This is a genomic window from Providencia sp. PROV048, assembly GCF_033688165.1.
Classification (GTDB): Bacteria; Pseudomonadota; Gammaproteobacteria; order Enterobacterales; family Enterobacteriaceae; genus Providencia; species Providencia hangzhouensis.
Map to the genome: position 1 here is coordinate 35,981 of NZ_CP096360.1, position 24,220 is coordinate 60,200.

Here is a 24,220-nt window from a genome sequence, read left to right on the forward strand (position 1 = left end):
CTTATGATCTACAACAAAATCACTGATTTGATAGGTAATACACCCATTTTACGTATTGCAGTACCCCATAAAAAAAGTGCCTTATTTTTAAAAATAGAAAAGAACAACCCTGGTGGAAGTATGAAGGACAGAATGGCACGTAATATGGTTATTGCAGGGCTAAAATCGGGGAAAATTAAGCCTAAAAGTACCATTATAGAATCATCATCAGGCAATACTGGAATTGGCCTTGCGCTTGCTGCTATTGAATTTGATTTACATTTTATTGCCGTTGTTGATCATCACGCCGCTCCTGACAAAATAGCGATAATGAAAGCACTAGGTGCTGAAATCCGTTATGTTACTGGTAATTATCAGGAAGACGAAGTAGCTGTTGTCGAACGTCAGCGCCTTGCTAGTGAATTAGCCTCCCAACTTCCCAATACAACGTTTATGAATCAATCAGACAATATAGCAAACTCAGGTGGTTATGCTGCATTAGTTTGTGAACTAATAGAACAAATTGGCAGAATTGATGCATATATAGGCTGTGTTGGCACTGGCGGCTCAATGACTGGTGTTTCTCAAGGCCTAAAGTCCCATAATCCACAAACTATCACTGTTGCCGTTGAACCTGAAGGGTCCATTATTTTTGGATATCCAGGGAAACCTTATTATCAATCAGGTACAGGCACTCCTGAAGGGGACGAAGTTGGATTAGTACTGGACTACAGCTGTATTGACCATAATACACAGGTTTCAGATATTCAAGCATTTGAAACTGCGCGATATATTGCTAGCCAATACGGTTTGTTAATAGGAGGCTCTACCGGAGGAATTGTCTATAAAGCCTTAGAGTATATTAATAACGATACTATTCACGGCAATATCGTTGTTATCGTAGCTGATGGCGGTGAAAAATATCTTAATACCGTATTTAATGAGCAGTGGCTTAGCTCTCGTAATTTGACCTCACCTGATATATCTCATCAACTTAATCATTGGATTACTAATACTGTTTCTTTAGAGAAAGCTAGCTAAGGAGGAAGTCATGTCGGAAGAAAAACATCTTAATGTTGTGATTTGCGGAGGAGGTCAAACGGGTCACCTTGCTGTAGCTTTATTTAGTCAATATCTAAATATAAAAACATCACTACTGACCCAAAATGCAACAACGGTTGAACGCCATCAACAGCAAAACAATATTCTGTCTGTTCATTACAATAATGGTGAGATAATAAACCATTCTGTTGGATTAATAACCAATTCACCACAACTGGTGATACCTGAAGCTGACATAGTCATTCTTACTGTCCCTTCCCATCATCAAGCAAGTTGGTTACGTTTTATTTCTGCTTATCTATCTTCTTCTAAAACTGTTTTTATCGGTGCTATTCCTGGAATTAATGGTTTTGACTGGCTTGCTGAACAGTTCTTTAAAAACAATCCTAATATCGTGATTTGGGGAATGAAAGATGTTCCTCATATAGCATGGGGATTAGAACCTGGGACTAAAGTCTGTTTCGGTGGAGAAAAGTCGGCACTTTTTATTGCTTTTCATCGTCGAGAAAATGAATCCAATAAAAAGCAGCTTCATAAATTGTTATCAAGGCTATATTCCGCACCTATTAGTATTCTCGATAACTATTTGGAAATTACCCTAACACCAGCAAACCCTATAATGCATAGCTCGGTAATCTACGGGCTAATCGGCCCATACGCTCAATGGCATAATGACTATTTTGAGTCACCTATCTGCTGGTGGAATGATTGTACCGAGCTTAGCGCCTATTATTTACAGCGTTGTGATGAAGAACGACTCTCTATTTGCCGACACTTAATAGACAACTTAGGTATTCCTTTAGTCACAGTAAAGTCCTTAATTGATGAATTACGCGAAGTTTATCCTAAACAAATTAGTGATACAAAAACCCTTTGGTCAATACTTCGTACCAATGAGGCTTACCATGGTATCCAATTACCATTAATAAAACATAAGCAAAGTGGCTGGTCTTTTAATAAACAACATCGAGTATTTCAGGAAGATATTGTTTATGGGCTAAGTTTACTCGTTCATTTAAGTGAGCATCTCAATATTCCACTCCCTTATACGAATGAAATATACACTTGGTGCATGGGGTATCTAGGACTAGACCCTAACATTCCGCATCCTGCCTTCAGCGAGCTAAATCTAACTCAATATCAGGTAAGTTAACCGTGAATTTACTGAAAAGCCATCTGATTATTGGTTTCTTATTTGGTATCCAAATTGTTTCAATGGGAGCGATGGAAATGAGTGGGCCATTTTGGCCTATTCATTTACAACATAATAGCTCGGGTTGGCTACTGTCTTTTTCTTTGACAATGGTTTATGTCGCCCCTATGACTGGTGTCATGTTAACCAGTACATTTTGGGGAAGAATGGGTGATCGAATGGGTAATAAAGCAATGATGATCCGTGCATTGCTTGGCTTAGCAATTACCCAAATTTTATTATCATTTTGTAACGACCCTTGGCTAATTTTATTACTGAGAACTGTGCAAGGAGCTTGCGCAGGGTATATTGCTCCAGCTCAAGCTTATGGCGTTTCAGTCACCGATCCTAAAAAGCGAACACAGCTTTTTGCCTTCCTACAAGTATCTACAAATATCGGGTCTTTACTGGGGGCACTTTGTGGTGGGTTAATCTTAGATTATCTCAATTTCTTTTGGATCAATATAATTGCGGGGCTACTCTGTGGTGTTTGCGCAGTCACTGTATTTGTTTTCTTACCTTCAGATAAAAAACATCATCTAGTGATACAAGCAAAAAAAACATCTAACAACAAAAAAAAGTATCGCCCTCAACAAGTTGTGAAACACCTTATGTTATTAATGGGGCTTTTATTAATGAGCAGAATGCTCACCCTCCCCAGTTTTTCATTATACCTCAACCATTCCTACTCAATAGATTTCTGGGTTATTGGGTTAATTTATGGTCTACAAGCAATGGGGGTTATTCTATCTGCTCAGTTATGGGCTAAATGGTTTGAACACCAATCAATAACTGTTTCATTGGTTCGCTTAAAATGGATTATCTTCACCTGTGTCATTGTTGTTATCTGTCTTGCATTAACCCCTATAATTTTTTGGTTTGCCTCACTGTACTTGCTTTGGGGAGTTTTACTTGGTGCAACAACGCCAATACTCACGGCATTAATATCTTCAACTACATCTTCTGAACATCAAGGCTATGTACTTGGTTTATCACAAAGTATCAATCAATTCGCTTCTATTGGAGGAATTGCCTTAGGAAGTATATTTATTCTATTTCCTGGAATTGATTGGCTTTTTTATTATGTTTCAGCTGGTTATATCACAAGCCTAATTACAATCATTTTACTGATCAAACATTCATCCAATGAGGAATTATATGAAAGAAAAGCATAAATTATCTATCAAAATAGTATCCCTGTTATTGTTTTCTTTTACTTTGCTATTCTCTACTGTTATTTCAGCAGAGCAGATTGTTGTCACCGACATTCTAGATAGAAAGGTCAAGGTCAACGTTCCAGTGAAAAAAGTCATTTTAGGTGAAGGCCGTATGCTTTACCTAGTCGCCATGCTAGATAAAGAAAACCCTGCAAAACGTATTGTTGCAATGGGGAACGATATGCAAACCTCAGATCCTGCAACATGGCGCCAATATAGTGAGCATTTCCCTGAACTAAAAAAAATTCCAACATTTGGTGGCACAGAAAGACGTTCTTTAAACATAGAGCATGCATTAACTTTACAGCCTGATGTCATCATTATGAATATCGAAGCTAAAACCGCTATTGAAGAGCAAGGTCACGATAAAGCATTACAGAAGGCGGGGATCCCTATTATCTATGTCGATTTTCGCTTTAACCCATCAAAAAATACACCACCAACCATGCGCTTATTCGGTGCTTTATGGGGGAAAGAAAAAACAACTGAGAAATTCATTCAATTTAGAGAAAAACAGCTAAAACGAGTTAGTGATGTACTCACAAAAAATAATCCCCAAAAACCACGCATTTTTATTGAACGCATAGGTGGTTATACCGATGAGTGCTGTCTGACTTTTGGTGATGGTAACTTTGGTCGCTTTGTTTCACTTGCTGGTGGTAACAATATCGGCGCAAACAATGCCCCTAACACCTTCTATATGATGAATCCTGAACAAGTGCTTGCCGCTAACCCTGATAAAGTGATTATTACCAGCGCCAACTTTTCAAAATTCATGCCTGAAGGAGATTGGATAGGCTTAGGCCCAAATGAAAACCTCAATGCGGCTAAAATAAAACTAGAAAAATACTTAAAAAAACCCGCCTATACTGGCAGTAATGCCGTTAAGAACCAACAATTTTATGCTATTTGGCATCAATTCTATAACAGCCCTTATGATTTTATTGCTATACAGCAGCTCGCATATTGGATCCACCCAGAACTATTCGCTGATTTAAATGCAGATAAAACATTTAAAACATTCTATGAAAAATTTTTATCTATTCCTTATGAACCTGGATACTTTGTAAGCTTAGATAATAAGTAATTTTTTGATAAAGGTGATGTTATGACTAACGATACCTACCATATTGAATTGAAACCAATACAATTTTTTTGCTCATCAGAAGAAACAGATGAACAGCATGTTGATTATCTTAGCCACAAAATTGCCTGTGATGGGACTTGGACAACACCAATTACATGTGAAATTCACACTGGTATTATTATGGATGGTAACCACCGCTATCAAGTGGCTAAGCAACTAAAACTATCGCTGTTACCTTGTATATTACTGAGTTATCAAGATAATCGAGTCAAAGTCAACTATCAAAACTCAGACCAACCTTATGATGTGAAAAATATTTTTGAAGTTATTTTATATCAAAATAAGCTATAGCCTTATAAAACTACAAAACATCATTTTTCGCCATTATTACCAACAATTAATTTTAAATTAAGCCTATTAAAAGGCCTGTAAATATAAATAAAAATCCGATTATGCCACTAACAACATAATCGGATTTATTTATATTTCAATCATCTGAGTTACTCAACTGTCACCGACTTCGCCAAGTTACGTGGTTGGTCAACGTCTGTGCCTTTAATTAATGCAACGTGATAAGACAACAGTTGCAGAGGAACAGTGTAGAAAATTGGTGCGATCAGTTCTTCAACATGAGGTAGCGAAACAATTTTCATATTTTCACTGGCTTCAAAGCCTGCATCTTGGTCAGCGAATACATACAGCAAACCACCACGCGCACGGACTTCCTCAATGTTTGATTTCAGTTTTTCTAACAGCTCATTGTTAGGTGCAACGATGATAACAGGCATATCGGCATCAATTAACGCTAATGGGCCGTGCTTTAACTCACCCGCTGCATATGCTTCTGCGTGAATGTAAGAAATCTCTTTTAATTTCAGAGCCCCTTCAACTGCAATAGGGAACTGATCACCGCGACCTAAGAACAATGCGTGATGTTTATCTGAGAAATCTTCTGCCAATGCCTCGATAACTTTATCTTGCGATAACATGCTTTCAATACGAGCCGGTAGCGCATGTAGAGCGTGAGAAATGTTTTCTTCGAGCTCAGGATTAGCACCTTTCAAGCGGCCCATATACGCAACTAACATCAGTAAGACGGTTAACTGTGTGGTAAATGCTTTAGTGGATGCCACACCAATTTCTGCCCCTGCCTTGGTCATCAAAGCAAATTCAGATTCACGTACCAGTGAAGAACCTGCGACGTTACATACCGCTAAAGAGGTCAAATAACCTAACTCTTTCGATAAACGCAATGCTGCCAGTGTATCAGCGGTTTCACCTGATTGGGATAGCGTAATCATTAAGCTATTTTTACGGTGCGCAGGGTTACGGTAGCGATACTCTGAAGCGATTTCCACATCACATGGAATACCGGCCAAAGACTCAAACCAATAACGTGCAACCATGCCAGCATTGTAAGATGTCCCGCAAGCTACAATTTGGATATGTTCAACTTGAGATAAAATTTCACTCGCACGAGGACCTAACTCGCTTAAATCAATGCCATTATCTTTGCTAAAACGCCCTTCAAGGGTGTTTTTAATCGCCATCGGCTGTTCATAAATCTCTTTTTGCATGTAATGACGGTAAACGCCTTTATCGCCCGCATCATATTGAACGTTTGATTCAATTTGCTCGCGATCGACCGCTTCACCACTTTTATCAAAAATACGAACAGTACGACGAGTGACCTCGGCAACATCCCCTTCTTCAAGGTAAATAAAGCGACGAGTCACAGGCAACAGCGCTAATTGGTCTGATGCTAAAAAGTTTTCACCCACACCTAAACCAATAACCAATGGGCTACCAGAACGTGCGGCGACTAATAATTCAGGAATACGGCTATCCATAATCACAGTACCGTAAGCACCGCGCAATTGTGGGATAACACGTTGAACTACTTCCACCAGCGAACCGCCCTTTTGTTGCTCATGGTGAACAAGGTGCGCAATCACTTCAGTGTCAGTTTCTGAACTAAAGACATAACCGAGTTTTTTCAGTTCATCTTTCAGTTCTAAATAGTTTTCAATAATGCCGTTATGAACAACAGCAATATAACCAGAGGTATGTGGGTGAGCATTACGTTCACTTGGAATACCATGAGTCGCCCAACGGGTATGTGCAATCCCCGTTCCACCCGATACTGGGTTTTTCTCCGCTTCTTCCGCTAACATTTGCACTTTGCCGACTTCACGTAAGCGTTGCAAATGACCTTCGTGATCAACGACAGCCATACCCGCTGAGTCATAACCACGATACTCAAGACGACGAAGACCTTCTAACAGAATTTCTGCAATATCACGTTGTGCAACAGCACCTACAATTCCACACATATTTTTTTGATTCCTAGACAAAAGGTTCCTTTCTTGAGAAACCTTCATTTGTCGCAACCTAATTGTTGTACAGTTTTCACTGCTCCCCAGCCTTGTAGAAAATGGGGATATTATTTTTATATTGCTACCTTGGGTAGCTATTTTAATTTTTGCTATTTAAATAGCTTTTTTATAATAGGTGAGATAACGCTACCTCTCCTCAATATTTACTTATTTTTTCTTAACTGGACGTTGCCAGTTTTTAATATGCATTTGTTTTACACGGCTAACGACAAGTTCGTCTTCATTCACATCACGTGTAACCGTCGTGCCAGCGCCTATTGTTGCACCTTTGGCAACAGAAACTGGCGCAACTAACTGAGTATCAGACCCTACAAACACATCATCACCAATAATGGTTTTATGTTTATTGGCACCATCATAATTACAAGTGATGGTACCTGCGCCAATATTCACGTTATCACCAATTTGGGCATCTCCGAGGTAACTTAAATGACCCGCTTTAGAACCTAAACCTAAAGAGGCATTTTTCATTTCGACGAAATTACCGACGTGTGCTTTGGCTGCTAATTTAGCACCTGGACGTAAACGCGCAAAAGGACCAACCGTACATTCAGCTGATAATTCAGAGTTTTCTATGACTGAATACGGGCTAATCACTGAGTTATCACCGATTACACAATCTTTCAAAATACAGCCAGATTGAATATGTACGTTATTCCCTAATGTAACGTTACCTTCGATAATCACGTTAGTATCAATAATAATATCGCGACCATGAGTTAGATTTCCGCGCAGGTCAAAACGTGCAGGGTCAATCAACATAACACCGGCTAATAACAGTTTTTCCGCTTGTTCTTTCTGATAAACTCTTTCTAACGCAGCCAGCTGTAGGCGGTTATTCACCCCTTCCATCTCACTTAAATGTTTAGGATGAACGGTTGCAATTTTATTACCTTCTTTATGTGCTAATGCAATAATATCAGTAATATAGTATTCGCCTTGTGCGTTATCGTTGTTCAGCTGTGCCAACCAACGTTTGAAATCTTTACCACTGGCAACCATGATCCCAGTGTTAATCTCTTGGATTTTACGTTGCTCTTCAGTCGCATCTTTTTGCTCAATAATACCGACAACTTCATTATTTTCACGAATGATACGGCCATACCCTGTTGGGTTATCTAAAATAACCGTCAGCAAGCCAATACCACCTTGTGGTTTGACTTCAATCAGCCTGTCCAAGGTATCTTTAGCGATTAACGGCACGTCACCATAGAGCATGACAATATCTTCATCATCTTGGAAGCTAGGGGCAGCTTGTTGCATCGCATGGCCCGTACCGAGTTGCTCCGCCTGCAATACCCAATTGAGGTTTTGCTCACCTAGTTTTTCTTTCAGTAAATCACCGCCATGTCCGTATACCAGATGAATATCTGATGCACCAATGGATTTTGCTGTATCTATAACATGCTGAACCATTGGTTTGCCTGCAAGCAAATGCAAAACTTTAGGTAGCTCTGAATACATCCGTGTGCCTTTACCGGCAGCTAAAATCACGACACTTTTTCTTTGCACAGTCATTTTTCCTGAAACTCCAACTTAGGGATGAAAGTAAACCTATTTCCTTTATAAATTACTACATATTTCGCTCAAATAAAAAAGCCAGTTAGACTTAACCAACTGGCTTTTTTTACTATACCGCTATCATTACATTAGCTTTTTAGTTAACTCGATAACTCGAAGTTTCGCTATTGCTTTTGCAAGTTCTGCTGATGCCTGAGCATAATCAACATCGCCGTGAGCTTTACGGACGTGTTCTTCCGCTTTGCGTTTAGACTCCACTGCACGAGCTTCGTCTAAATCTTTACCACGGATCGCTGTATCAGCGAGTACGATAACACCATTTGGTTGTACTTCTAAAATACCGCCGGAGAGGTAAATTAGCTCTTCTTCACCAAACTGTTTGGTAATACGTACCATGCCCGGTTTTATGGCAGTCAGCAGCGGGGTATGCTGCGGGTAAATCCCCAGCTCACCTTCACTACCTGTCACCTGAATTTTCTGTACCATGCCTTCAAACATTTGTTTTTCAGCACTCACTACAGTCAGGTGGTATGTCATTGCAGCTACCATATCAACCTCCTGTCAGCTGGATTAAAGCTTTTTCGCTTTTTCCACAGCTTCTTCAATGGTACCAACCATATAGAACGCTTGTTCTGGCAGGTGGTCGTAATCACCGTTCAGGATCCCACTGAAGCCACGGATAGTGTCTTTCAGAGAAACGAACTTACCTGGTGAACCGGTAAATACTTCAGCAACGAAGAATGGTTGAGACAGGAAGCGCTGGATCTTACGAGCACGAGCAACAACCAGTTTGTCTTCTTCAGACAGTTCATCCATACCCAGGATTGCAATGATATCTTTCAGTTCTTGGTAACGTTGCAGAATAGACTGAACGCCACGAGCAACATCATAGTGCTCTTGACCAACAACCAGTGGGTCAAGTTGACGGCTAGTAGAATCCAGAGGGTCAACCGCAGGGTAAATACCCAGTGATGCGATTTGACGGCTCAGAACTACCGTTGCGTCTAAGTGAGCAAAGGTGGTTGCTGGTGATGGGTCAGTCAAGTCATCCGCAGGAACGTAAACCGCTTGAACGGAAGTGATAGAACCTGTTTGAGTTGAGGTAATACGTTCTTGCAGAACACCCATCTCTTCCGCCAGCGTTGGCTGATAACCTACCGCTGAAGGCATACGGCCTAACAGTGCTGATACTTCAGTACCTGCCAGTGTATAACGATAGATATTGTCAACGAACAGCAGTACGTCACGACCTTCGTCACGGAATTTTTCAGCCATAGTCAGACCAGTCAACGCAACGCGCAGACGGTTTCCTGGTGGCTCGTTCATCTGGCCATAAACCAGTGATACTTTATCCAAAACGTTTGAGTCGGTCATTTCATGATAGAAGTCGTTCCCTTCACGAGTACGCTCACCAACACCTGCGAATACTGAGTAACCTGAGTGCTCAATCGCGATGTTACGGATCAGTTCCATCATGTTTACTGTTTTACCAACACCCGCACCACCGAACAGACCAACTTTACCACCTTTCGCGAATGGACAGATTAAGTCCATTACTTTGATACCGGTTTCCAGCAGTTCTGTTGAGTTAGCTAATTCTTCATAGCTAGGTGCAGCACGGTGAATTGACCAGCGCTCTTCTTCGCCGATATCACCTTTCATATCAATAGGTTGACCCAGAACGTTCATGATACGTCCTAAAGTTGCTTTACCTACTGGTACTTCAATTGGGTGCTCTAAGTTTACAACTTCTAAACCACGGCTCAGGCCATCTGATGTACCCATTGCGATACAACGGACAACACCACCGCCTAACTGTTGCTGAACTTCCAACACCAGTTTTTCTTTACCGTTAACAACCTCAAGAGCGTCGTACACTTTTGGTACGTCATCTTGAGGGAACTCGACGTCCACAACGGCGCCGATTACCTGGATAATCTTTCCAGTAGCCATCTTGAATCCTCTACGTAATTCGTAAACCTAGCTGTTAAACCGCGGAAGCACCCGAAACGATTTCGGTAAGCTCCTGAGTAATGCTGGCCTGACGAGCTTTGTTGTAAACCAACTGTAACTCTTTGATCAGGTTTCCACCATTATCAGTAGCGGCTTTCATCGCTACCATTCGTGCGGCCTGCTCACTAGCCAGGTTTTCAACGACGCCCTGATAAACCTGCGACTCGATATAACGACGTAGCAGGGTATCCAGCAACGCCTTAGGATCGGGTTCGTAAATGTAATCCCAAGACTTCTTCTTCAGTGTTTCATCATCACTTGCAGGCAATGGTAACAATTGAAGAATAGTTGGCTCCTGAGACATTGTATTGATGAACTTATTCGTCACCACATACAGTTTATCCAAACGCCCTTCATCATAGGCTTGTAGCATAGTGTTAACTGGACCAATCAAGTCCGAAAGCGTTGGGTTATCCCCCATTCCGGTAACTTGAGTCACGACATTACCGCCCACAGAACCGAAGAATGATACCGCTTTAGAACCGATTAAAGCCAAATCAACCTGAACGTTTTTCTCAGACCATAACTTCATATCTGCTAACAGTTTTTTGAACAAGTTAATGTTCAAGCCACCACACAGACCACGGTCTGTTGAAACAACCAGATACCCGACACGCTTAACTTCACGCTCTTCGAGATATGGGTGTTTATATTCCAGATTACCTAACGCTAGGTGACCAATCACACTGCGCATGGTTTCTGCATAAGGACGGCTGGCCGCCATGCGTTCCTGCGTTTTACGCATTTTGGACGCAGCGACCATTTCCATCGCTTTAGTGATCTTTTGTGTATTTTGTACACTTCCGATCTTGGAACGTATCTCTTTTGCGCCGGCCATTTCTGCTTCTCCTTATTAACCAGACGGCCCTAGGAACTGGGCCGAATAGTATTACCAGGACTGAGTTGCTTTAAATGATTCGAGCAGTTTTTTCAACTTGCCTTCGATATCATCGTTATAGCTACCAGCCGGGCCAATTTCGTTCATAAGGTCAGCATGCTCGCGCTGTGCAAAAGAAACTAAAGCAGCTTCAAACGCACCAATTTTCGCTAACTCAACATCATCCAAGAACCCACGTTCTGCCGCGAACAGAGACAGTGCCTGCTCTGCTACTGACATAGGTGCGTACTGTTTCTGTTTCAGCAGTTCAGTTACTTTCTGACCATGACTTAACTGTTTACGAGTCGCGTCATCGAGGTCGGAAGCAAACTGAGCAAACGCTGCCAGTTCACGATACTGAGCAAGTGCGGTACGGATACCACCAGACAGTTTCTTGATAATTTTAGTCTGAGCAGCACCACCAACACGAGATACTGAAATACCTGGGTTAACCGCTGGACGAATACCAGAGTTAAACAGGTTAGATTCCAGGAAGATCTGACCATCTGTAATCGAAATTACGTTTGTTGGTACGAATGCAGAAACGTCACCAGCTTGGGTTTCAATGATAGGCAGAGCTGTCAATGAACCTGTTTTGCCTTTAACTTCACCTTTAGTAAAGTTTTCTACGTATTCAGCGTTAACGCGAGCAGCACGCTCAAGTAAACGTGAGTGCAGATAGAAAACGTCACCTGGGTAAGCTTCACGTCCTGGTGGACGACGCAGCAACAGTGAGATTTGACGGTACGCAACAGCCTGTTTAGACAGGTCATCGTATACAATAAGTGCATCTTCACCGCGGTCACGGAAATATTCACCCATCGCGCAACCAGCATATGGTGCTAAGTATTGCAGAGCAGCTGATTCAGATGCTGTAGCAACAACAACGATAGTATTTTGCAGTGCGCCGTGCTCTTCCAGTTTACGAACTACGTTAGAAACGGTAGACGCTTTCTGGCCGATAGCTACGTACACACATTTGATGCCTGAGTCGCGTTGGTTGATGATTGCATCGATTGCCAAAGCAGTTTTACCTGTTTGACGGTCACCGATAACAAGCTCACGCTGACCACGACCGATTGGAATCATGGCATCGACTGATTTATAACCAGTTTGAACTGGTTGATCAACAGATTGACGGTCGATAACACCTGGAGCAATAACTTCTACAGGAGAGAAGCCATCGTTATCAACAGGACCTTTACCATCAATTGGTTGACCCAGTGTATTCACAACACGTCCTAGCAGGCCACGGCCTACTGGAACTTCAAGAATACGACCAGTACATTTAACTTTCATGCCTTCTGCCAAGTCGGCATAAGGACCCATGACGACCGCACCAACAGAGTCACGCTCTAAGTTCAGTGCGATAGCGTAACGGTTGCCAGGCAGCGCGATCATTTCACCCTGCATGACTTCGGCTAAACCGTGAATACGAATAATACCGTCATTAACGGATACAATCGTACCTTCATTGTGAGCTTCACTCACAACATCGAACTGAGCAATACGCTGTTTGATCAGTTCGCTGATTTCGGTGGAATTCAGTTGCATATGCTCCAGTCCCCTTAAGACTGCAAGACGTCAGTTAAACGCTCTAAGCGACCGCGGATACTCCCGTCAATAACGAGGTCTCCAGCACGAATGATCACTCCAGCAATAACAGACTTATCAATTTTGCAATTCAGCTTAACTTTGCGTGACAGACGTTTTTCCATCGCTGCAGAAATTTTAGCTGACTGCTGTTCACTCAGTTCGTTGGCAGAAATTACATCAACTTCAATGGTTGATTCCAGAGAATCACGCAATTGGATAAATTGCGTTAACACTTCTGGTAGCGTCGTTAAACGCCCGTTATCCGCCATAACACGAATCAGATTCTGAACATGCTCGTCAATTTCATCTCCACAAACAGAGATAAACGTTTTAGCTAATGTTTCTGGTGCAATAGAACCAGAAAGCAGCTCTCCAACCTGTTCATTGCGCGTCACCTCAGCGGTGAAGGCTAGCATTTCCTGCCATTTAGCAACAGCTTGGTTTTCCACAGCAAAGTCAAAAGCTGCTTTGGCGTAGGGGCGAGCTACAGTAGCAATTTCAGACATGCCCCTCCCTCCTTACAGTTCAGCGACTAGTTTATCAACGATGTCGCTGTTAGCAGCTTCATCCACGGAACGTTCGATGATCTTCTCGGCACCTGCGATAGCAAGCATCGCAACCTGTTTACGTAACTCTTCACGTGCACGTTTGCGCTCAGCATCAATTTCAGCTTGCGCTTGCGCGACGATTTTTGCACGTTCTGCTTCCGCTTCTGCTTTTGCTTCATCAATCATTTGAACGCGCTGTTTATTCGCTTGTTCAATGATGACTTGTGCTTCAGCTTTCGCTTTTTTCAGTCGGTCGGTTGCGTCGGTTTGCGCCAGTTCCAGGTTCTTTTTAGCACGTTCTGCGGAAGATAAACCGTCAGCAATTTCTTTTTGACGTTTTTCAATGGCCGCCATAATCGGTGGCCATACATACTTCATACAGAACCAAACAAACAGGACAAACGCGATAGCCTGGCCGAGGATTGTTGCATTTAGATTCACAGACAATACCTCATATTCATTAGTGAATTAATGTTCTTACAGTGTTCCGTAACGTTAATTAGGCAACAGCGAACATTACATACAAGCCCAGACCAACAGCAATCATCGGAATAGCATCGACCAGACCCATTACGATAAAGAACTGTGTACGCAGCAGAGGAATTAAATCTGGCTGACGAGCAGCACCTTCTAAAAATTTACCACCTAGGATGCCGATACCGATCGCAGCACCGATCGCCGCTAAGCCCATCATCACAGCGGCAGCCATGTACAGCAGATCCATACTCAGGTTTTCCATGACAGTCTCCAGTTTGTTTCAGTTAATACAATTATTGATAAAATTAAATTAGTGTTCTTCAGATGCCATCGACAGATAAACAACCGTCAGAACCATAAAAATAAAGGCTTGTAGCGTAATAATCAGTATGTGGAAGATAGCCCAAGGTAGGCTTAACAACCACTGTGACCACCACGGAAGCAGAGCCGCGATAAGAATAAAGATCAATTCACCTGCATACATGTTACCAAACAGTCGCAGACCGAGTGATACAGGTTTTGACAGCAGGCTTACCCCTTCAAGAATCAAGTTGACTGGAATGAAGACAGGATGGTTAAAAGGCTGCATTGTGAGCTCTTTTGTAAATCCGCCAATTCCTTTCATTTTGATGCTGTAGAAGAGGATTAGGATAAACACACCAATAGCCATCGATAATGTGACACTAACATCTGCGGTTGGTACTGCACGTAATGCAGGTAACCCGAGATAATGCTCAGCAATATACGGAAGGAAATCAATTGGGAGTAAATCCATTAGGTTCATTAAGAATACCCAGACGAACACCGTTAATGCTAAAGGAGCAATAACTTTGCTCTTGCCGTGATACATATCACGGACTGAGTTATCAACGAAACCAATGATCAGTTCTATTGCAGTCTGTAACTTACCGGGTACGCCACTAGTCGCATTGGCTGCAACTCTTCTAAATAGCCACAGGAACAGAGCCCCGAGAACTACCGAGAAAAAAAGCGAGTCAATGTTCAACGTCCAAAATGTTGGACTAGCGTGGGGATCGACCAACTTAAAGGTACTCAGGTCCAACTGAAGGTTTTTCAGATGGTGGCCTATGTAATCCTCTGTAGTCATCACTTCTCCTGATGCAGACATGATGCCTCTTACCCTTTTGTAGTTTAAAAATACTTACCGTTTAAAAACGGCTGGTGCAACAATCTGAACAATTAGCACCGCTAAATAGGTCAAACCCAGTGGTGTTAATGACGCTTTGAACACACCGAAAGCAACAACTAAGACAGCGATAGTTGTAACAACCTTTAGCCCTGCTCCTAATGCTAAGAACCAGGCAATGCGGACAGGTTCATCCTCTCCTTTTGCTTTCTGAAATTGTGCTAGCAGCATAAATACGATATTTGGTAACCAGCATGCTAACCCACCAGCAAGAGCAGAGGCCCCCCATTCTATACTATTTGCACAGAAAGCCCCACTGAGGATCACTAAAGTTATAAACTGAACAGACAACTGCTTTGCAGCGTGTTTGTTGTCATAAAGGGATACAGACATAACTTTTTGTTTACTCCCAGCTCTTCTCAGCCTCAGAAACGCTAAGTGTTGTATAAAACTGCCTTTGCGTAAATGTGTCAAGAGACAAAAACGTGCAAATTATACGGGCAGGCGAAATGAATTCAATCAGTAAGTAGCGAAAAGGTGAATAAATATTTAATTTTTTCGAGTTGGCGCAGAATTGTCGCTGTAATAATTAATAAATAGTTAATGAATTGCTGCACATATTCACATTAATGTGATAAATATCACATTTGACTTTATCCTCTTTATTTATTCTTTCAACTTTACTGACAACAAAAAATAGATTTAATCTGTAAATCAAACAATTAAATAATTAGTTTTTTAAGTTAAATTTAAACGTGATAAATCAAATATTTCACTGTTAACTATTTACCTAGCTAAATCGATTAAGTAAAAATTGCCAATTAGCCAGCATTTTTTCTATCAACACTTTATTTTTGAAACTTATTCGTTATTTCCATGTAAATAACACGTGAAATATAAGTATTTATTCTTTAGCTAAAAATAAAAATAGCCGGTGCTTTTTAACACACCGACTATCGCTCTAAAAGACAAAATATTTTGACAGAAAGCAACTTTATTTTATAGAAACTTTAACTAAATGGCGCTGCTCATCAAGTTCAGGTACTTCAAGCTCTGTAATAGATTCAATCACAAAACCTTCTGGTAGCACCATTTCATCATCACGAATGACACCTTTAAGTGCATAAAAGCGCCCTTCAGATGAAGGTAAATGATGGCACCAACTCAACATATCATTCAGCGAAGCAAATGCGCGGCTAATCACACCATCAAAACCATCTTCAACTGGATATTCTTCAACACGTGATTGAACAGGCTCAATATTAGTTAGCCCTAACTCATGTTGAACCTGTTTTAGAAAGCGTATGCGCTTCCCTAAGCTGTCCAGTAAAACAAAATGGGAATCAGGTCGAACAATTGCTAAAGGAACACCAGGCAAACCAGGACCGGTTCCTACATCAATAAATTTTGTTCCGTTGAGTTGATCGTTCACCACTATGCTATCCATGATATGGCGGATTAACATCTGCTGTGGGTCACGTACCGATGTCAGGTTATAGGCTTTATTCCATTTCGCTAATAACCCAACATAATCAACTAACTGCTGTTTTTGCTTTTCCGTTAAGTCGATATCGGTTTTTACTAGCAATTGATTAAGTTTCGATAATAAATCCACGTTAAGCGCTCCGGCGTAGCATGCCTTGTTTTTTCAGCCAAACAAGTAAAATAGAGATTGCAGCAGGCGTGATCCCTGAAATTCGTGATGCTTGACCAATAGATGTTGGTTTATGATCGTTTAGTTTCGCCATCACTTCGTTAGACAACCCTTTGACTTGTTTGTAATCAAGGTCAACAGGCAACAAGGTATTTTCATTACGCAGTTGTCTTTCAATTTCTTCTTTTTGACGAGCAATATACCCTTCGTATTTAACTTGGATTTCCACTTGATCCGCAGCTTGAGGATCATCAATACCCGGTGCAAAAAGGTTGAGTGAAGTTAACATTTTATAAGTCATTTCTGGGCGACGGAGTAAATCTTCCCCATTTGCTTCTTTAGATAATGGAACGATTAAAATTCCATCTATTTCTGTGTGGTTATCCGATTTAGGATGAACCCAGATATCTTTTAAGCGCTGACGCTCTTTTTCAATCAATTCGACTTTGTTATTAAAATGCGCCCAGCGAACATCATCAACTAAACCTAACTCTCGGCCTTTTTCTGTCAGACGTAAATCTGCATTGTCTTCACGAAGCATCAAACGGTATTCAGCACGTGAGGTAAACATACGGTAAGGTTCTTTTGTCCCTAAAGTACAAAGGTCGTCAACGAGAACACCAATATAAGCTTGGTCACGACGAGGGAACCAACCTTCTAAACCAAAGGCATGTTGTGCAGCATTAAGGCCGGCTAGTAGTCCTTGGGCCCCTGCTTCTTCATAACCTGTTGTACCGTTAATTTGGCCAGCAAAAAATAAGCCATCAATAAATTTACTTTCAAGCGTTTGTTTTAGATCTCTAGGGTCAAAGAAATCATATTCAATAGCATAACCAGGACGAATGATCCTTGCATTTTCCATTCCTTTCATGGAATGAACAATTTGCATTTGAACATCAAATGGTAAGCTGGTGGATATCCCGTTAGGGTAAATTTCATTGCTTGTTAAGCCTTCTGGCTCTAAGAAGATCTGATGTGAGTCTTTATCGGCAAAACGCATAACTTTATCTTCGATCGAAGGGCAATAACGTGGGCCGATCCCTTCAATAACCCCTGCATACATAGGGCTACGATCCAAGTTATTTCTGATCACTTCATGGGTTTTTTCATTGGTATAGGTGATATGACAAGGCATCTGCTGTGGATGTTGATCTTGTGAACCTAAAAATGAAAATACCGGCATTGGATCATCACCTAGCTGTTGAGCTAACTGACTGAAATCAATAGTTCTTGCATCAATACGTGGTGGCGTTCCTGTTTTTAAACGATTAACACGTAAAGGCAATTCTCTCAAACGTTGAGAAAGTGAAATTGAAGGGGGATCACCTGCACGACCACCACTGTAATTTTCTAAACCTATATGAATTTTGCCATCAAGGAAAGTACCAACGGTTAAGACTACCGCTTTGGCTTTAAATTTTAAGCCCATGCGAGTAATAGCCCCTGTAACTCGATTGTTTTCAACAATTAAGTCTTCTACAGGTTGTTGGAAAATCATCAAATTAGGCTGATTTTCTAAAGCCATTCTGACAGCTTGGCGATAAAGAACACGGTCAGCTTGTGCTCGGGTTGCACGAACTGCAGGCCCTTTGCTGGCATTTAATGTTCTAAATTGAATACCTGCTTTGTCTGTTGCTGTGGCCATTAGACCACCAAGGGCATCAATTTCTCTAACCAGATGCCCCTTACCGATCCCACCGATGGCTGGGTTGCAAGACATCTGGCCCAATGTATCAATATTGTGAGTCAGTAATAGGGTTTGACGCCCCATACGTGCAGCTGCCATTGCTGCTTCAGTACCGGCATGACCACCACCAATTACGATGACGTCAAATTGCTCTGGATAAAACATGTGTGGACCTTAAACGTTAGAAAATGCGGATTGTGCATTTGAGGAGAGAATTCTACTCAAGTTTGAGGAAGAGACCAAGCTTTAGGTTTCTCCCCTATATAATATAAAGATCTTTTTATTTAAAGATCTCTTTATTAGATCTTTTATTAGGATCACTCGTTTCTGTGGATAAGTGGATTTTCACTTTAAAGATCATAAAAGTGTAAAGGATCATATACTGTGAATGATCCGTGATCCATTTGCGTATAAGCTGGGATCAAAAAGGGTACTTATACACAGGGCATGGGGAACCTAAAACTTATACTCTGGATAACTACGGGTTAATACCGGGATCTTCCCTGAGTTATCCACAGTTGATTGCTGTTATTTTAATCAAATTAGAGTTCGTTTGCCCAAATTTTAACCCATTCCCCTGCGGGATCTTCGGGTATTTCGTGTTGTTGGACATCAATTTCCAAACATTCACCGATCCTTTTAGCCCCTTGCTTGGTTAACAAGTCATCTATTTTATGGATCGCACCACAAAAAGTGTCATATTCAGAGCTACCGATCCCTACCGAGCCAAATTGAACTTGGCTTAGATCAGGAGCACTTTCTTCTATTGAATCAAAAAGAGGTTGAATATTTTCAGGGAGATCACCTGCACCATGTGTTGAGCTCACCACCAGCCATATGCCTTCAAGTGTTAAGTCATCAAGCTCCGGGCCATGTTGAATTTCGGTTTCATGACCGAGTTCTTCTAAAATCTCAGCCATGTGCTCGGCAACATACTCCGCACTGCCCATTGTACTGCCACTTATTAAGGTTACTTTTGTCATGGTGATTCTCTTTCACAATAATAGGGCGCTATTGTACGCTGTGAATGAGCTGGGATCTACCTGTGGATAATGTGGTTATATCATTTTTTTTCTACGGATTGATTGTTCGTAAGATCGGGTTTTGTAAGGAGATCAGTGTTTCTGTGGATTGTATCTCATCAATGGTCTGAATTTTGTTGATAAGTACGTCTTGTAAAGAATCGATAGAACGGCACATTACTTTAATAAAAATGCTGTATTGCCCTGTTGTATAGTACACCTCGACAACTTCTTCTAAGGCATCTAATTTTTTTAGTGCGGTTGGGTAATCTTTTGCACTTTTTAAAATAATGCCAATAAAGCAGCAAACATCGAACCCTAATTGTTTTGGGTTTATATCAATACGTGTGCCTTTAATAATTCCTGCTTGTTTCATTTTTTCGACACGGACATGAATTGTCCCGGGACTAACAGCGAATTTTTTGGCTAATTCAGCATACGGTATGCGTGCATTTGCCATTAATTCGTGAAGTATGTCACGATCGAGATTATCGATTTGATAATTTTCCGGCATTATTTCACCTCTATTTTAACGATTATTCATTTTTATACCTGTTTTTTTATTCAAAATAAACAGTAAAGGCTTTTTTTAATGATGGATATTGAATTTATACCTCATTTTGTTGCTTAATCTATACATCAGCTAATACAGCTAACAAATTATGGGAATAAATTATGGACAAGTCATTTATCGAACATCAGCAACAAATTAGTTTTGTGAAATCATATTTCTCACGTTTACTTGAAAAAGAATTAGGGTTAATTGAAGTTCAAGGGCCAATCCTAAGCCGCTTAGGGGATGGTACTCAAGACAACTTATCTGGCAGCGAAAAAGCCGTTCAAGTGAAAGTGAAATCAATTCCAGGTGCAACCTTTGAAGTGGTTCATTCTTTGGCTAAATGGAAACGTAAAACCTTAGGGCGTTTCGGTTTTAGTAAAGGCCAAGGTTTATACACTCATATGAAAGCGTTGCGTCCGGACGAAGATCGCTTAACCCCAATCCACTCCGTTTATGTTGATCAGTGGGATTGGGAAAAAGTGATGGCAGATGAGGAACGTACACTTCCTTATCTGAAGCAGACAGTGGGTAAAATCTATAAGGCAATAAAAGAAACAGAAGCTGCCGTAAGTAAAGAATTTGGGTTGGCACCGTTCCTGCCTGACCAAATCCACTTTATTCACAGTGAAGAGTTGTTACAGCGCTACCCTGATTTAGATGCGAAAGGGCGTGAACGCGCAATCGCAAAAGAATTAGGTGCAGTATTCTTAATTGGTATCGGTGGTAAGCTATCTAGCGGTGAATCACATGATGTTCGTGCGCCAGACTACGATGACTGGACAACAAAAAATGAAGACGGTTTTTGTGGTTTGAACGGCGACATCATTGTGTGGAACCCTGTTTTACAGGACGCATTTGAGCTTTCTTCAATGGGAATTCGCGTAAGTCCTGAGTGTTTAACTCGTCAATTAAGTTTAACTGGCGATGAAAAACGTATGGAATTAGAGTGGCACCAAGCGTTAGTGAAAGGTGAAATGCCACAAACTATCGGTGGTGGTATTGGCCAGTCTCGCTTAGTTATGCTACTTCTTCAACGCCAACACATTGGCCAAGTGCAATGTGGTGTATGGGGTGCTGAAATGCAAGAATCCGTTGAAGGTATGCTGTAATTAGCGGCTAAAGCGGCGTAACAGCCTGCTTTTTAACCCAGTATCAAAACGCCAAATATGGTCAAAGATCTTCATGATACTGGGTTTCCCATAATTTGATACAGATACCGCATGGAAGCGGTATTTACCTTTCTTCTGCATAATCTTTATTTTCTGAATTAACTCATCCGGTAAACGCTGAGCAACAAAATCAGAAATCACCACGGCATCTGCATCAATCCACTGTTTTGATTCCAATTTTATTGCGGTTTCTTGCAAACAAGCCGCAAGGTCAGTCCCACCTTTAAATGTTTGATGTAAAAAACGAATACATTGCTCTAAGCCATCAATAGAAAGTAAATCGTAATGCACAATTTCTGTGGAAAATAACATCACATGGCATGAGCGGTTATCCGCCAGCGCAATTTTCATTAGCGCGAGGCAAAATGCTTTGGCGCAGCGTTCATTTAAACCGCCCATCGAACCCGATGTATCAATACATACAACAAATGGTCCTCTTGGCTGTTCTTCATTATGGTGGTGGGTAATAGGGCGCAGAACTTTTCTTTCTTGCCAGCTATCTCCTTGTAACCGATAAGTTAGAAGCTGTTTTTCGAGTAATTTTCGATAGAACTCAAATTCAATATCTTCAAGGCCTAACATAGCGAGTTCTGCAGGTAATAACCGTAAAATATCATCACTCTGATTTAAGCCATTAACTTGCTCAGGAACCGTTTCTGGCACTTTTTCCATGATAGTCATTGGTTCAAGAAAAACACTATCATCAGGAATGGATTGAGCGGATTGGCTACGGCCTAATAATTGGGCTATTTTTTCTAATTCAGGCTGCTGACGTAAAAATTCACTGTATCGGCTTAATAATTGGTCATTATAAGCGGAAGTCATGTTCACACCTTTGGTTAAATCCCACAGCCGGCCAGCAGCACGATCATTTTCGCCAAGAATATCTTCTAAATTACCACTTAGAGCCAGTCGGCGTTGTAATTCTGCCAATAATTGTTCTTTTTCCTGTTCTAGTAGCTCTTTATGTAGTGTTGTAACTTGTAAAATTAAGCTAATACGCCATCTTTGAACAAACAGTGATTGCCTTGCACTGCGGTTTTCTATTTTCCCACTCTGTAGCTGATATGCCTCACGGTAAAAAGGGGAATCCAGTTGGTGAAGTTTTGCGATGACATTAGGTAATCGGATAAAAAAGGCATCTGTCGAAATCCCAAGGGACTGACGATAAAGTTCAAATTCTTCTGAAAGTTGTGCGGGAACAAGCGCATCTTGCATACGCTGTTTGAGATCCTTTTTCCAACCCGATAAATCTTTGAGTAAAGCTTTTTTTAATCGAGGATGTTTTTCAAAAAATACCGCCAATTGAGGAGTTGCTAGCAAAGATATAATTATCTCTTCAATTAATTGGCCTTCATTAACCGAAAGCAGCATTTCTAATGTGGCTAAACTCATCATCGCTATTCGGCCACTTTACCCGTGATTTGGTTACGTAATTGGTTTAGCTTTTCAGTGAGCTTTATAAAACTTTGTTCAATATCCGCAAGCCAGTGTGGTTCAATAAATAAGTTGGGCTGCTGTTTTTCAAACTGATAGCGTGCGGCTTGAATCTCACCTTGAATTTTATCTAGCTTGTCTAGCCACTCTTGGTTATTTGTATTTGGCGCAAGTGACGAGGTTTTATCTTGAATATATAAAGTAGATGATTGATGACTTACATCTAATAACTGTATCTGGTTTAAATTATTTACCTCAGCAGCAATGTCTTGCGCAAAACCAATCCCATTTAGATGAGCGGACAGTGTCGTTCCTTTATTTAAGAAGGTTATTAGTGACTTTTTATCAGTTGTTACAAAGGTAACTTTCATATTATGCAGTTGAAGTGGACGATGTAAAAACAGGGTAATTCGACCGTCACTGATATTTTCGGGCAATACGTAAGACGCTTTACGAGCAAACATCGCATTGTTTTTATTGACTTTAAATGCATCTTGGTTGTTTTGGTCTTGGGTCGATGACATCCATTGCTGATAAATTTGCTCTATTTCGCGAGTTAACTTTCTCTGTTGCCAGCCATCTTCTTGTAATAATGACTGCAATAGTTGCGGTAAAGTATTCATCGATTGCATGTCATGCCACAGACAATCCTTTAATAACACAAGATCTAGAGGAGATACGCTGTTGCGACCATTAAAGAAAGCACTTGCTTGTAATAGGTAAACTGCTTTTTTCCAGCGCCTATCGGAAACATAAAGTTGTTTATCTGTAGCATCTAACTGCTGGCGTAATTGGTAAATAAGTTCAAAACAGTGATCGGGTAGCGTAATTTTAGGAATTTCTTGTTGCCACTGTTGGTACTCTTCATCACTGATTTTTAAATGCTCTGGCATTTGAGATTCATTCAGCGATGATTTTCCTGTTAACAGTGCGCGAAAATTTTGTTTCTCTTGCACTTTATCCAGCCAAATACGTACTAGCATTCTGTCAAATAGCGCCTCGAGGCTATTATCTGCATCGGGTAATTCATTTGATGCAGTTACTAATAATCGCATAGGGATGGATTTTTCTTCATCACCATTACGGAACTTGCGCTCATTAACCGCCGTTAATAAGGTATTTAAAATGGCTGGGCCCGCTTTCCATATTTCATCAAGAAATACGACTTCAGCGTCTGGTAAATAACCTTTGGTTAAACGTTCATATCGTCCTTCATCTTTTAGCGCCTGTATTGAAAGAGGACCAAAGATTTCTTCCGGTGTTGAAAATCGCGTCATTAAGTATTCAAAAGCGTTTGCGTGACGAAAAGCATATTTCATTCTTCGTGCAATTAAGCTTTTGGCAATACCTGGAGGGCCTAATAGAAATACGCTTTCACCGCTTAATGTGGCTAATAAGCACAAACGAATAGCTTGCTGGCGTTCATATAAACCGCTTTCAAGGTAATTGCTTAATTGGGCTATTCGTTCAGCAAGCTGCATATTCATTCCTTTTATTATAGAAGCGTTGATATTAAAACTATCAATTTCTTTTATTACATACTGCGACCTATTTTTCCATTTTTCTTTGATATGCCCCAA

At 40.9% G+C, this 24,220-nt stretch carries 23 protein-coding genes; 6 read left to right on the forward strand and 17 right to left on the reverse strand.

Going from position 1 to position 24,220, the window contains the following annotated elements:
* Positions 1–3 precede the first annotated feature (3 nt).
* Genes M1F26_RS00125 through M1F26_RS00145 form a run of 5 tightly spaced genes read left to right on the forward strand, consistent with a single transcriptional unit; the run spans position 4 to position 4,888 of the window.
* On the forward strand, positions 4–1,020 hold the full coding sequence (locus M1F26_RS00125; RefSeq protein WP_140172692.1) for a PLP-dependent cysteine synthase family protein: 1,017 nt from the start codon (positions 4–6) through the stop codon (positions 1,018–1,020).
* A 10-nt stretch (positions 1,021–1,030) separates the two neighbouring features.
* Positions 1,031–2,194: an NAD/NADP octopine/nopaline dehydrogenase family protein gene (locus M1F26_RS00130; protein WP_140172693.1), complete on the forward strand. Its 1,164-nt coding sequence runs from the start codon at positions 1,031–1,033 to the stop codon at positions 2,192–2,194.
* 2 nt (positions 2,195–2,196) lie between these two features.
* A complete protein-coding gene (locus M1F26_RS00135) occupies positions 2,197–3,408 on the forward strand; it encodes an MFS transporter (RefSeq protein ID WP_140172694.1) in 1,212 nt (403 codons plus the stop codon).
* Complete coding sequence (locus M1F26_RS00140; RefSeq protein ID WP_140172695.1) at positions 3,392–4,537, forward strand: ABC transporter substrate-binding protein; 1,146 nt, start codon at positions 3,392–3,394, stop codon at positions 4,535–4,537. The genes M1F26_RS00135 and M1F26_RS00140 overlap by 17 nt, the downstream gene beginning before the upstream one ends.
* 21 nt (positions 4,538–4,558) lie before the next feature.
* Positions 4,559–4,888 (forward strand): hypothetical protein, encoded by a 330-nt coding sequence (locus tag M1F26_RS00145; RefSeq protein ID WP_227528864.1) that lies wholly within the window; start codon positions 4,559–4,561, stop codon positions 4,886–4,888.
* 149 nt (positions 4,889–5,037) lie between these two features.
* On the opposite strand, the gene glmS is transcribed toward M1F26_RS00145, so the two are convergent.
* From glmS to asnC, 15 genes are all read right to left on the reverse strand, one after another.
* The gene (glmS, locus tag M1F26_RS00150; protein WP_036959190.1) at positions 5,038–6,870 is read right to left on the reverse strand and encodes a glutamine--fructose-6-phosphate transaminase (isomerizing); all 1,833 of its coding nucleotides are present in this window, start codon (positions 6,868–6,870) and stop codon (positions 5,038–5,040) included.
* Between the two features lie 210 nt (positions 6,871–7,080).
* Entirely contained in the window at positions 7,081–8,451 is a 1,371-nt protein-coding gene (gene glmU, locus M1F26_RS00155) for a bifunctional UDP-N-acetylglucosamine diphosphorylase/glucosamine-1-phosphate N-acetyltransferase GlmU (protein ID WP_140172696.1), read from the reverse strand.
* A gap of 126 nt (positions 8,452–8,577) precedes the next feature.
* Entirely contained in the window at positions 8,578–9,003 is a 426-nt protein-coding gene (locus tag M1F26_RS00160) for a F0F1 ATP synthase subunit epsilon (RefSeq protein ID WP_004906291.1), read from the reverse strand.
* A 21-nt stretch (positions 9,004–9,024) separates the two neighbouring features.
* Positions 9,025–10,407 carry a F0F1 ATP synthase subunit beta gene (gene atpD / locus M1F26_RS00165; protein ID WP_004906293.1) on the reverse strand — a complete coding sequence of 461 codons (1,383 nt, stop codon included), beginning with the start codon at positions 10,405–10,407 and terminating at the stop codon, positions 9,025–9,027.
* 34 nt (positions 10,408–10,441) lie between these two features.
* Positions 10,442–11,305 carry a F0F1 ATP synthase subunit gamma gene (atpG, locus tag M1F26_RS00170; RefSeq protein ID WP_004906295.1) on the reverse strand — a complete coding sequence of 288 codons (864 nt, stop codon included), beginning with the start codon at positions 11,303–11,305 and terminating at the stop codon, positions 10,442–10,444.
* A 51-nt stretch (positions 11,306–11,356) separates the two neighbouring features.
* Positions 11,357–12,898, reverse strand: coding sequence for a F0F1 ATP synthase subunit alpha (gene atpA / locus M1F26_RS00175; RefSeq protein ID WP_004906297.1), 1,542 nt, complete (start codon positions 12,896–12,898; stop codon positions 11,357–11,359).
* Between the two features lie 14 nt (positions 12,899–12,912).
* Entirely contained in the window at positions 12,913–13,446 is a 534-nt protein-coding gene (gene atpH / locus M1F26_RS00180; protein ID WP_004906300.1) for a F0F1 ATP synthase subunit delta, read from the reverse strand.
* Between the two features lie 12 nt (positions 13,447–13,458).
* A complete protein-coding gene (atpF, locus tag M1F26_RS00185; RefSeq protein ID WP_004906301.1) occupies positions 13,459–13,929 on the reverse strand; it encodes a F0F1 ATP synthase subunit B in 471 nt (156 codons plus the stop codon).
* A gap of 58 nt (positions 13,930–13,987) precedes the next feature.
* The gene (gene atpE / locus M1F26_RS00190) at positions 13,988–14,227 is read right to left on the reverse strand and encodes a F0F1 ATP synthase subunit C (protein ID WP_004093904.1); all 240 of its coding nucleotides are present in this window, start codon (positions 14,225–14,227) and stop codon (positions 13,988–13,990) included.
* Between the two features lie 48 nt (positions 14,228–14,275).
* Positions 14,276–15,094 (reverse strand): F0F1 ATP synthase subunit A, encoded by an 819-nt coding sequence (gene atpB, locus M1F26_RS00195; RefSeq protein ID WP_004906316.1) that lies wholly within the window; start codon positions 15,092–15,094, stop codon positions 14,276–14,278.
* 33 nt (positions 15,095–15,127) lie between these two features.
* The gene (gene atpI, locus M1F26_RS00200) at positions 15,128–15,505 is read right to left on the reverse strand and encodes a F0F1 ATP synthase subunit I (protein ID WP_004906317.1); all 378 of its coding nucleotides are present in this window, start codon (positions 15,503–15,505) and stop codon (positions 15,128–15,130) included.
* Positions 15,506–16,106: 601 nt separating this feature from the next.
* Entirely contained in the window at positions 16,107–16,727 is a 621-nt protein-coding gene (gene rsmG, locus M1F26_RS00205) for a 16S rRNA (guanine(527)-N(7))-methyltransferase RsmG (protein ID WP_140172698.1), read from the reverse strand.
* A 1-nt stretch (position 16,728) separates the two neighbouring features.
* Complete coding sequence (gene mnmG, locus M1F26_RS00210; RefSeq protein WP_140172699.1) at positions 16,729–18,618, reverse strand: tRNA uridine-5-carboxymethylaminomethyl(34) synthesis enzyme MnmG; 1,890 nt, start codon at positions 18,616–18,618, stop codon at positions 16,729–16,731.
* A 377-nt stretch (positions 18,619–18,995) separates the two neighbouring features.
* A complete protein-coding gene (mioC, locus tag M1F26_RS00215) occupies positions 18,996–19,436 on the reverse strand; it encodes an FMN-binding protein MioC (RefSeq protein WP_094962009.1) in 441 nt (146 codons plus the stop codon).
* A gap of 91 nt (positions 19,437–19,527) precedes the next feature.
* Complete coding sequence (asnC, locus tag M1F26_RS00220) at positions 19,528–19,989, reverse strand: transcriptional regulator AsnC (protein ID WP_004906326.1); 462 nt, start codon at positions 19,987–19,989, stop codon at positions 19,528–19,530.
* Between the two features lie 161 nt (positions 19,990–20,150).
* Between asnC and asnA the strand changes: the two genes are divergently transcribed.
* Positions 20,151–21,143 carry an aspartate--ammonia ligase gene (gene asnA, locus M1F26_RS00225; RefSeq protein ID WP_004906329.1) on the forward strand — a complete coding sequence of 331 codons (993 nt, stop codon included), beginning with the start codon at positions 20,151–20,153 and terminating at the stop codon, positions 21,141–21,143.
* Here the strand turns inward: asnA and viaA are convergent, their stop codons facing one another.
* Both viaA and ravA read right to left on the reverse strand, forming a co-directional pair.
* Entirely contained in the window at positions 21,144–22,601 is a 1,458-nt protein-coding gene (gene viaA / locus M1F26_RS00230; protein ID WP_096863682.1) for an ATPase RavA stimulator ViaA, read from the reverse strand.
* Positions 22,602–22,603: 2 nt separating this feature from the next.
* Positions 22,604–24,121, reverse strand: a complete 1,518-nt coding sequence (ravA, locus tag M1F26_RS00235) for an ATPase RavA (protein ID WP_096863683.1) — start codon at positions 24,119–24,121, stop codon at positions 22,604–22,606.
* Positions 24,122–24,220: the final 99 nt, after the last annotated feature.

What these genes read in the sequence shown, in the direction of transcription:
- atpE (WP_004093904.1), bottom strand. Translation starts at nt 14,227, where the DNA reads ATGGAAAACCTGAGTATGGATCTGCTGTACATGGCTGCCGCTGTGATG.
- M1F26_RS00140 (WP_140172695.1), top strand. Translation starts at nt 3,392, where the DNA reads ATGAAAGAAAAGCATAAATTATCTATCAAAATAGTATCCCTGTTATTG.
- M1F26_RS00125 (WP_140172692.1), top strand. Translation starts at nt 4, where the DNA reads ATGATCTACAACAAAATCACTGATTTGATAGGTAATACACCCATTTTA.
- M1F26_RS00160 (WP_004906291.1), bottom strand. Translation starts at nt 9,003, where the DNA reads ATGGTAGCTGCAATGACATACCACCTGACTGTAGTGAGTGCTGAAAAA.
- atpH (WP_004906300.1), bottom strand. Translation starts at nt 13,446, where the DNA reads ATGTCTGAAATTGCTACTGTAGCTCGCCCCTACGCCAAAGCAGCTTTT.
- ravA (WP_096863683.1), bottom strand. Translation starts at nt 24,121, where the DNA reads ATGCAGCTTGCTGAACGAATAGCCCAATTAAGCAATTACCTTGAAAGC.
- glmS (WP_036959190.1), bottom strand. Translation starts at nt 6,870, where the DNA reads ATGTGTGGAATTGTAGGTGCTGTTGCACAACGTGATATTGCAGAAATT.
- mioC (WP_094962009.1), bottom strand. Translation starts at nt 19,436, where the DNA reads ATGACAAAAGTAACCTTAATAAGTGGCAGTACAATGGGCAGTGCGGAG.
- atpG (WP_004906295.1), bottom strand. Translation starts at nt 11,305, where the DNA reads ATGGCCGGCGCAAAAGAGATACGTTCCAAGATCGGAAGTGTACAAAAT.
- atpB (WP_004906316.1), bottom strand. Translation starts at nt 15,094, where the DNA reads ATGTCTGCATCAGGAGAAGTGATGACTACAGAGGATTACATAGGCCAC.
- mnmG (WP_140172699.1), bottom strand. Translation starts at nt 18,618, where the DNA reads ATGTTTTATCCAGAGCAATTTGACGTCATCGTAATTGGTGGTGGTCAT.
- M1F26_RS00145 (WP_227528864.1), top strand. Translation starts at nt 4,559, where the DNA reads ATGACTAACGATACCTACCATATTGAATTGAAACCAATACAATTTTTT.
- atpD (WP_004906293.1), bottom strand. Translation starts at nt 10,407, where the DNA reads ATGGCTACTGGAAAGATTATCCAGGTAATCGGCGCCGTTGTGGACGTC.
- atpI (WP_004906317.1), bottom strand. Translation starts at nt 15,505, where the DNA reads ATGTCTGTATCCCTTTATGACAACAAACACGCTGCAAAGCAGTTGTCT.
- atpA (WP_004906297.1), bottom strand. Translation starts at nt 12,898, where the DNA reads ATGCAACTGAATTCCACCGAAATCAGCGAACTGATCAAACAGCGTATT.
- glmU (WP_140172696.1), bottom strand. Translation starts at nt 8,451, where the DNA reads ATGACTGTGCAAAGAAAAAGTGTCGTGATTTTAGCTGCCGGTAAAGGC.
- viaA (WP_096863682.1), bottom strand. Translation starts at nt 22,601, where the DNA reads ATGATGAGTTTAGCCACATTAGAAATGCTGCTTTCGGTTAATGAAGGC.
- asnC (WP_004906326.1), bottom strand. Translation starts at nt 19,989, where the DNA reads ATGCCGGAAAATTATCAAATCGATAATCTCGATCGTGACATACTTCAC.
- M1F26_RS00130 (WP_140172693.1), top strand. Translation starts at nt 1,031, where the DNA reads ATGTCGGAAGAAAAACATCTTAATGTTGTGATTTGCGGAGGAGGTCAA.
- asnA (WP_004906329.1), top strand. Translation starts at nt 20,151, where the DNA reads ATGGACAAGTCATTTATCGAACATCAGCAACAAATTAGTTTTGTGAAA.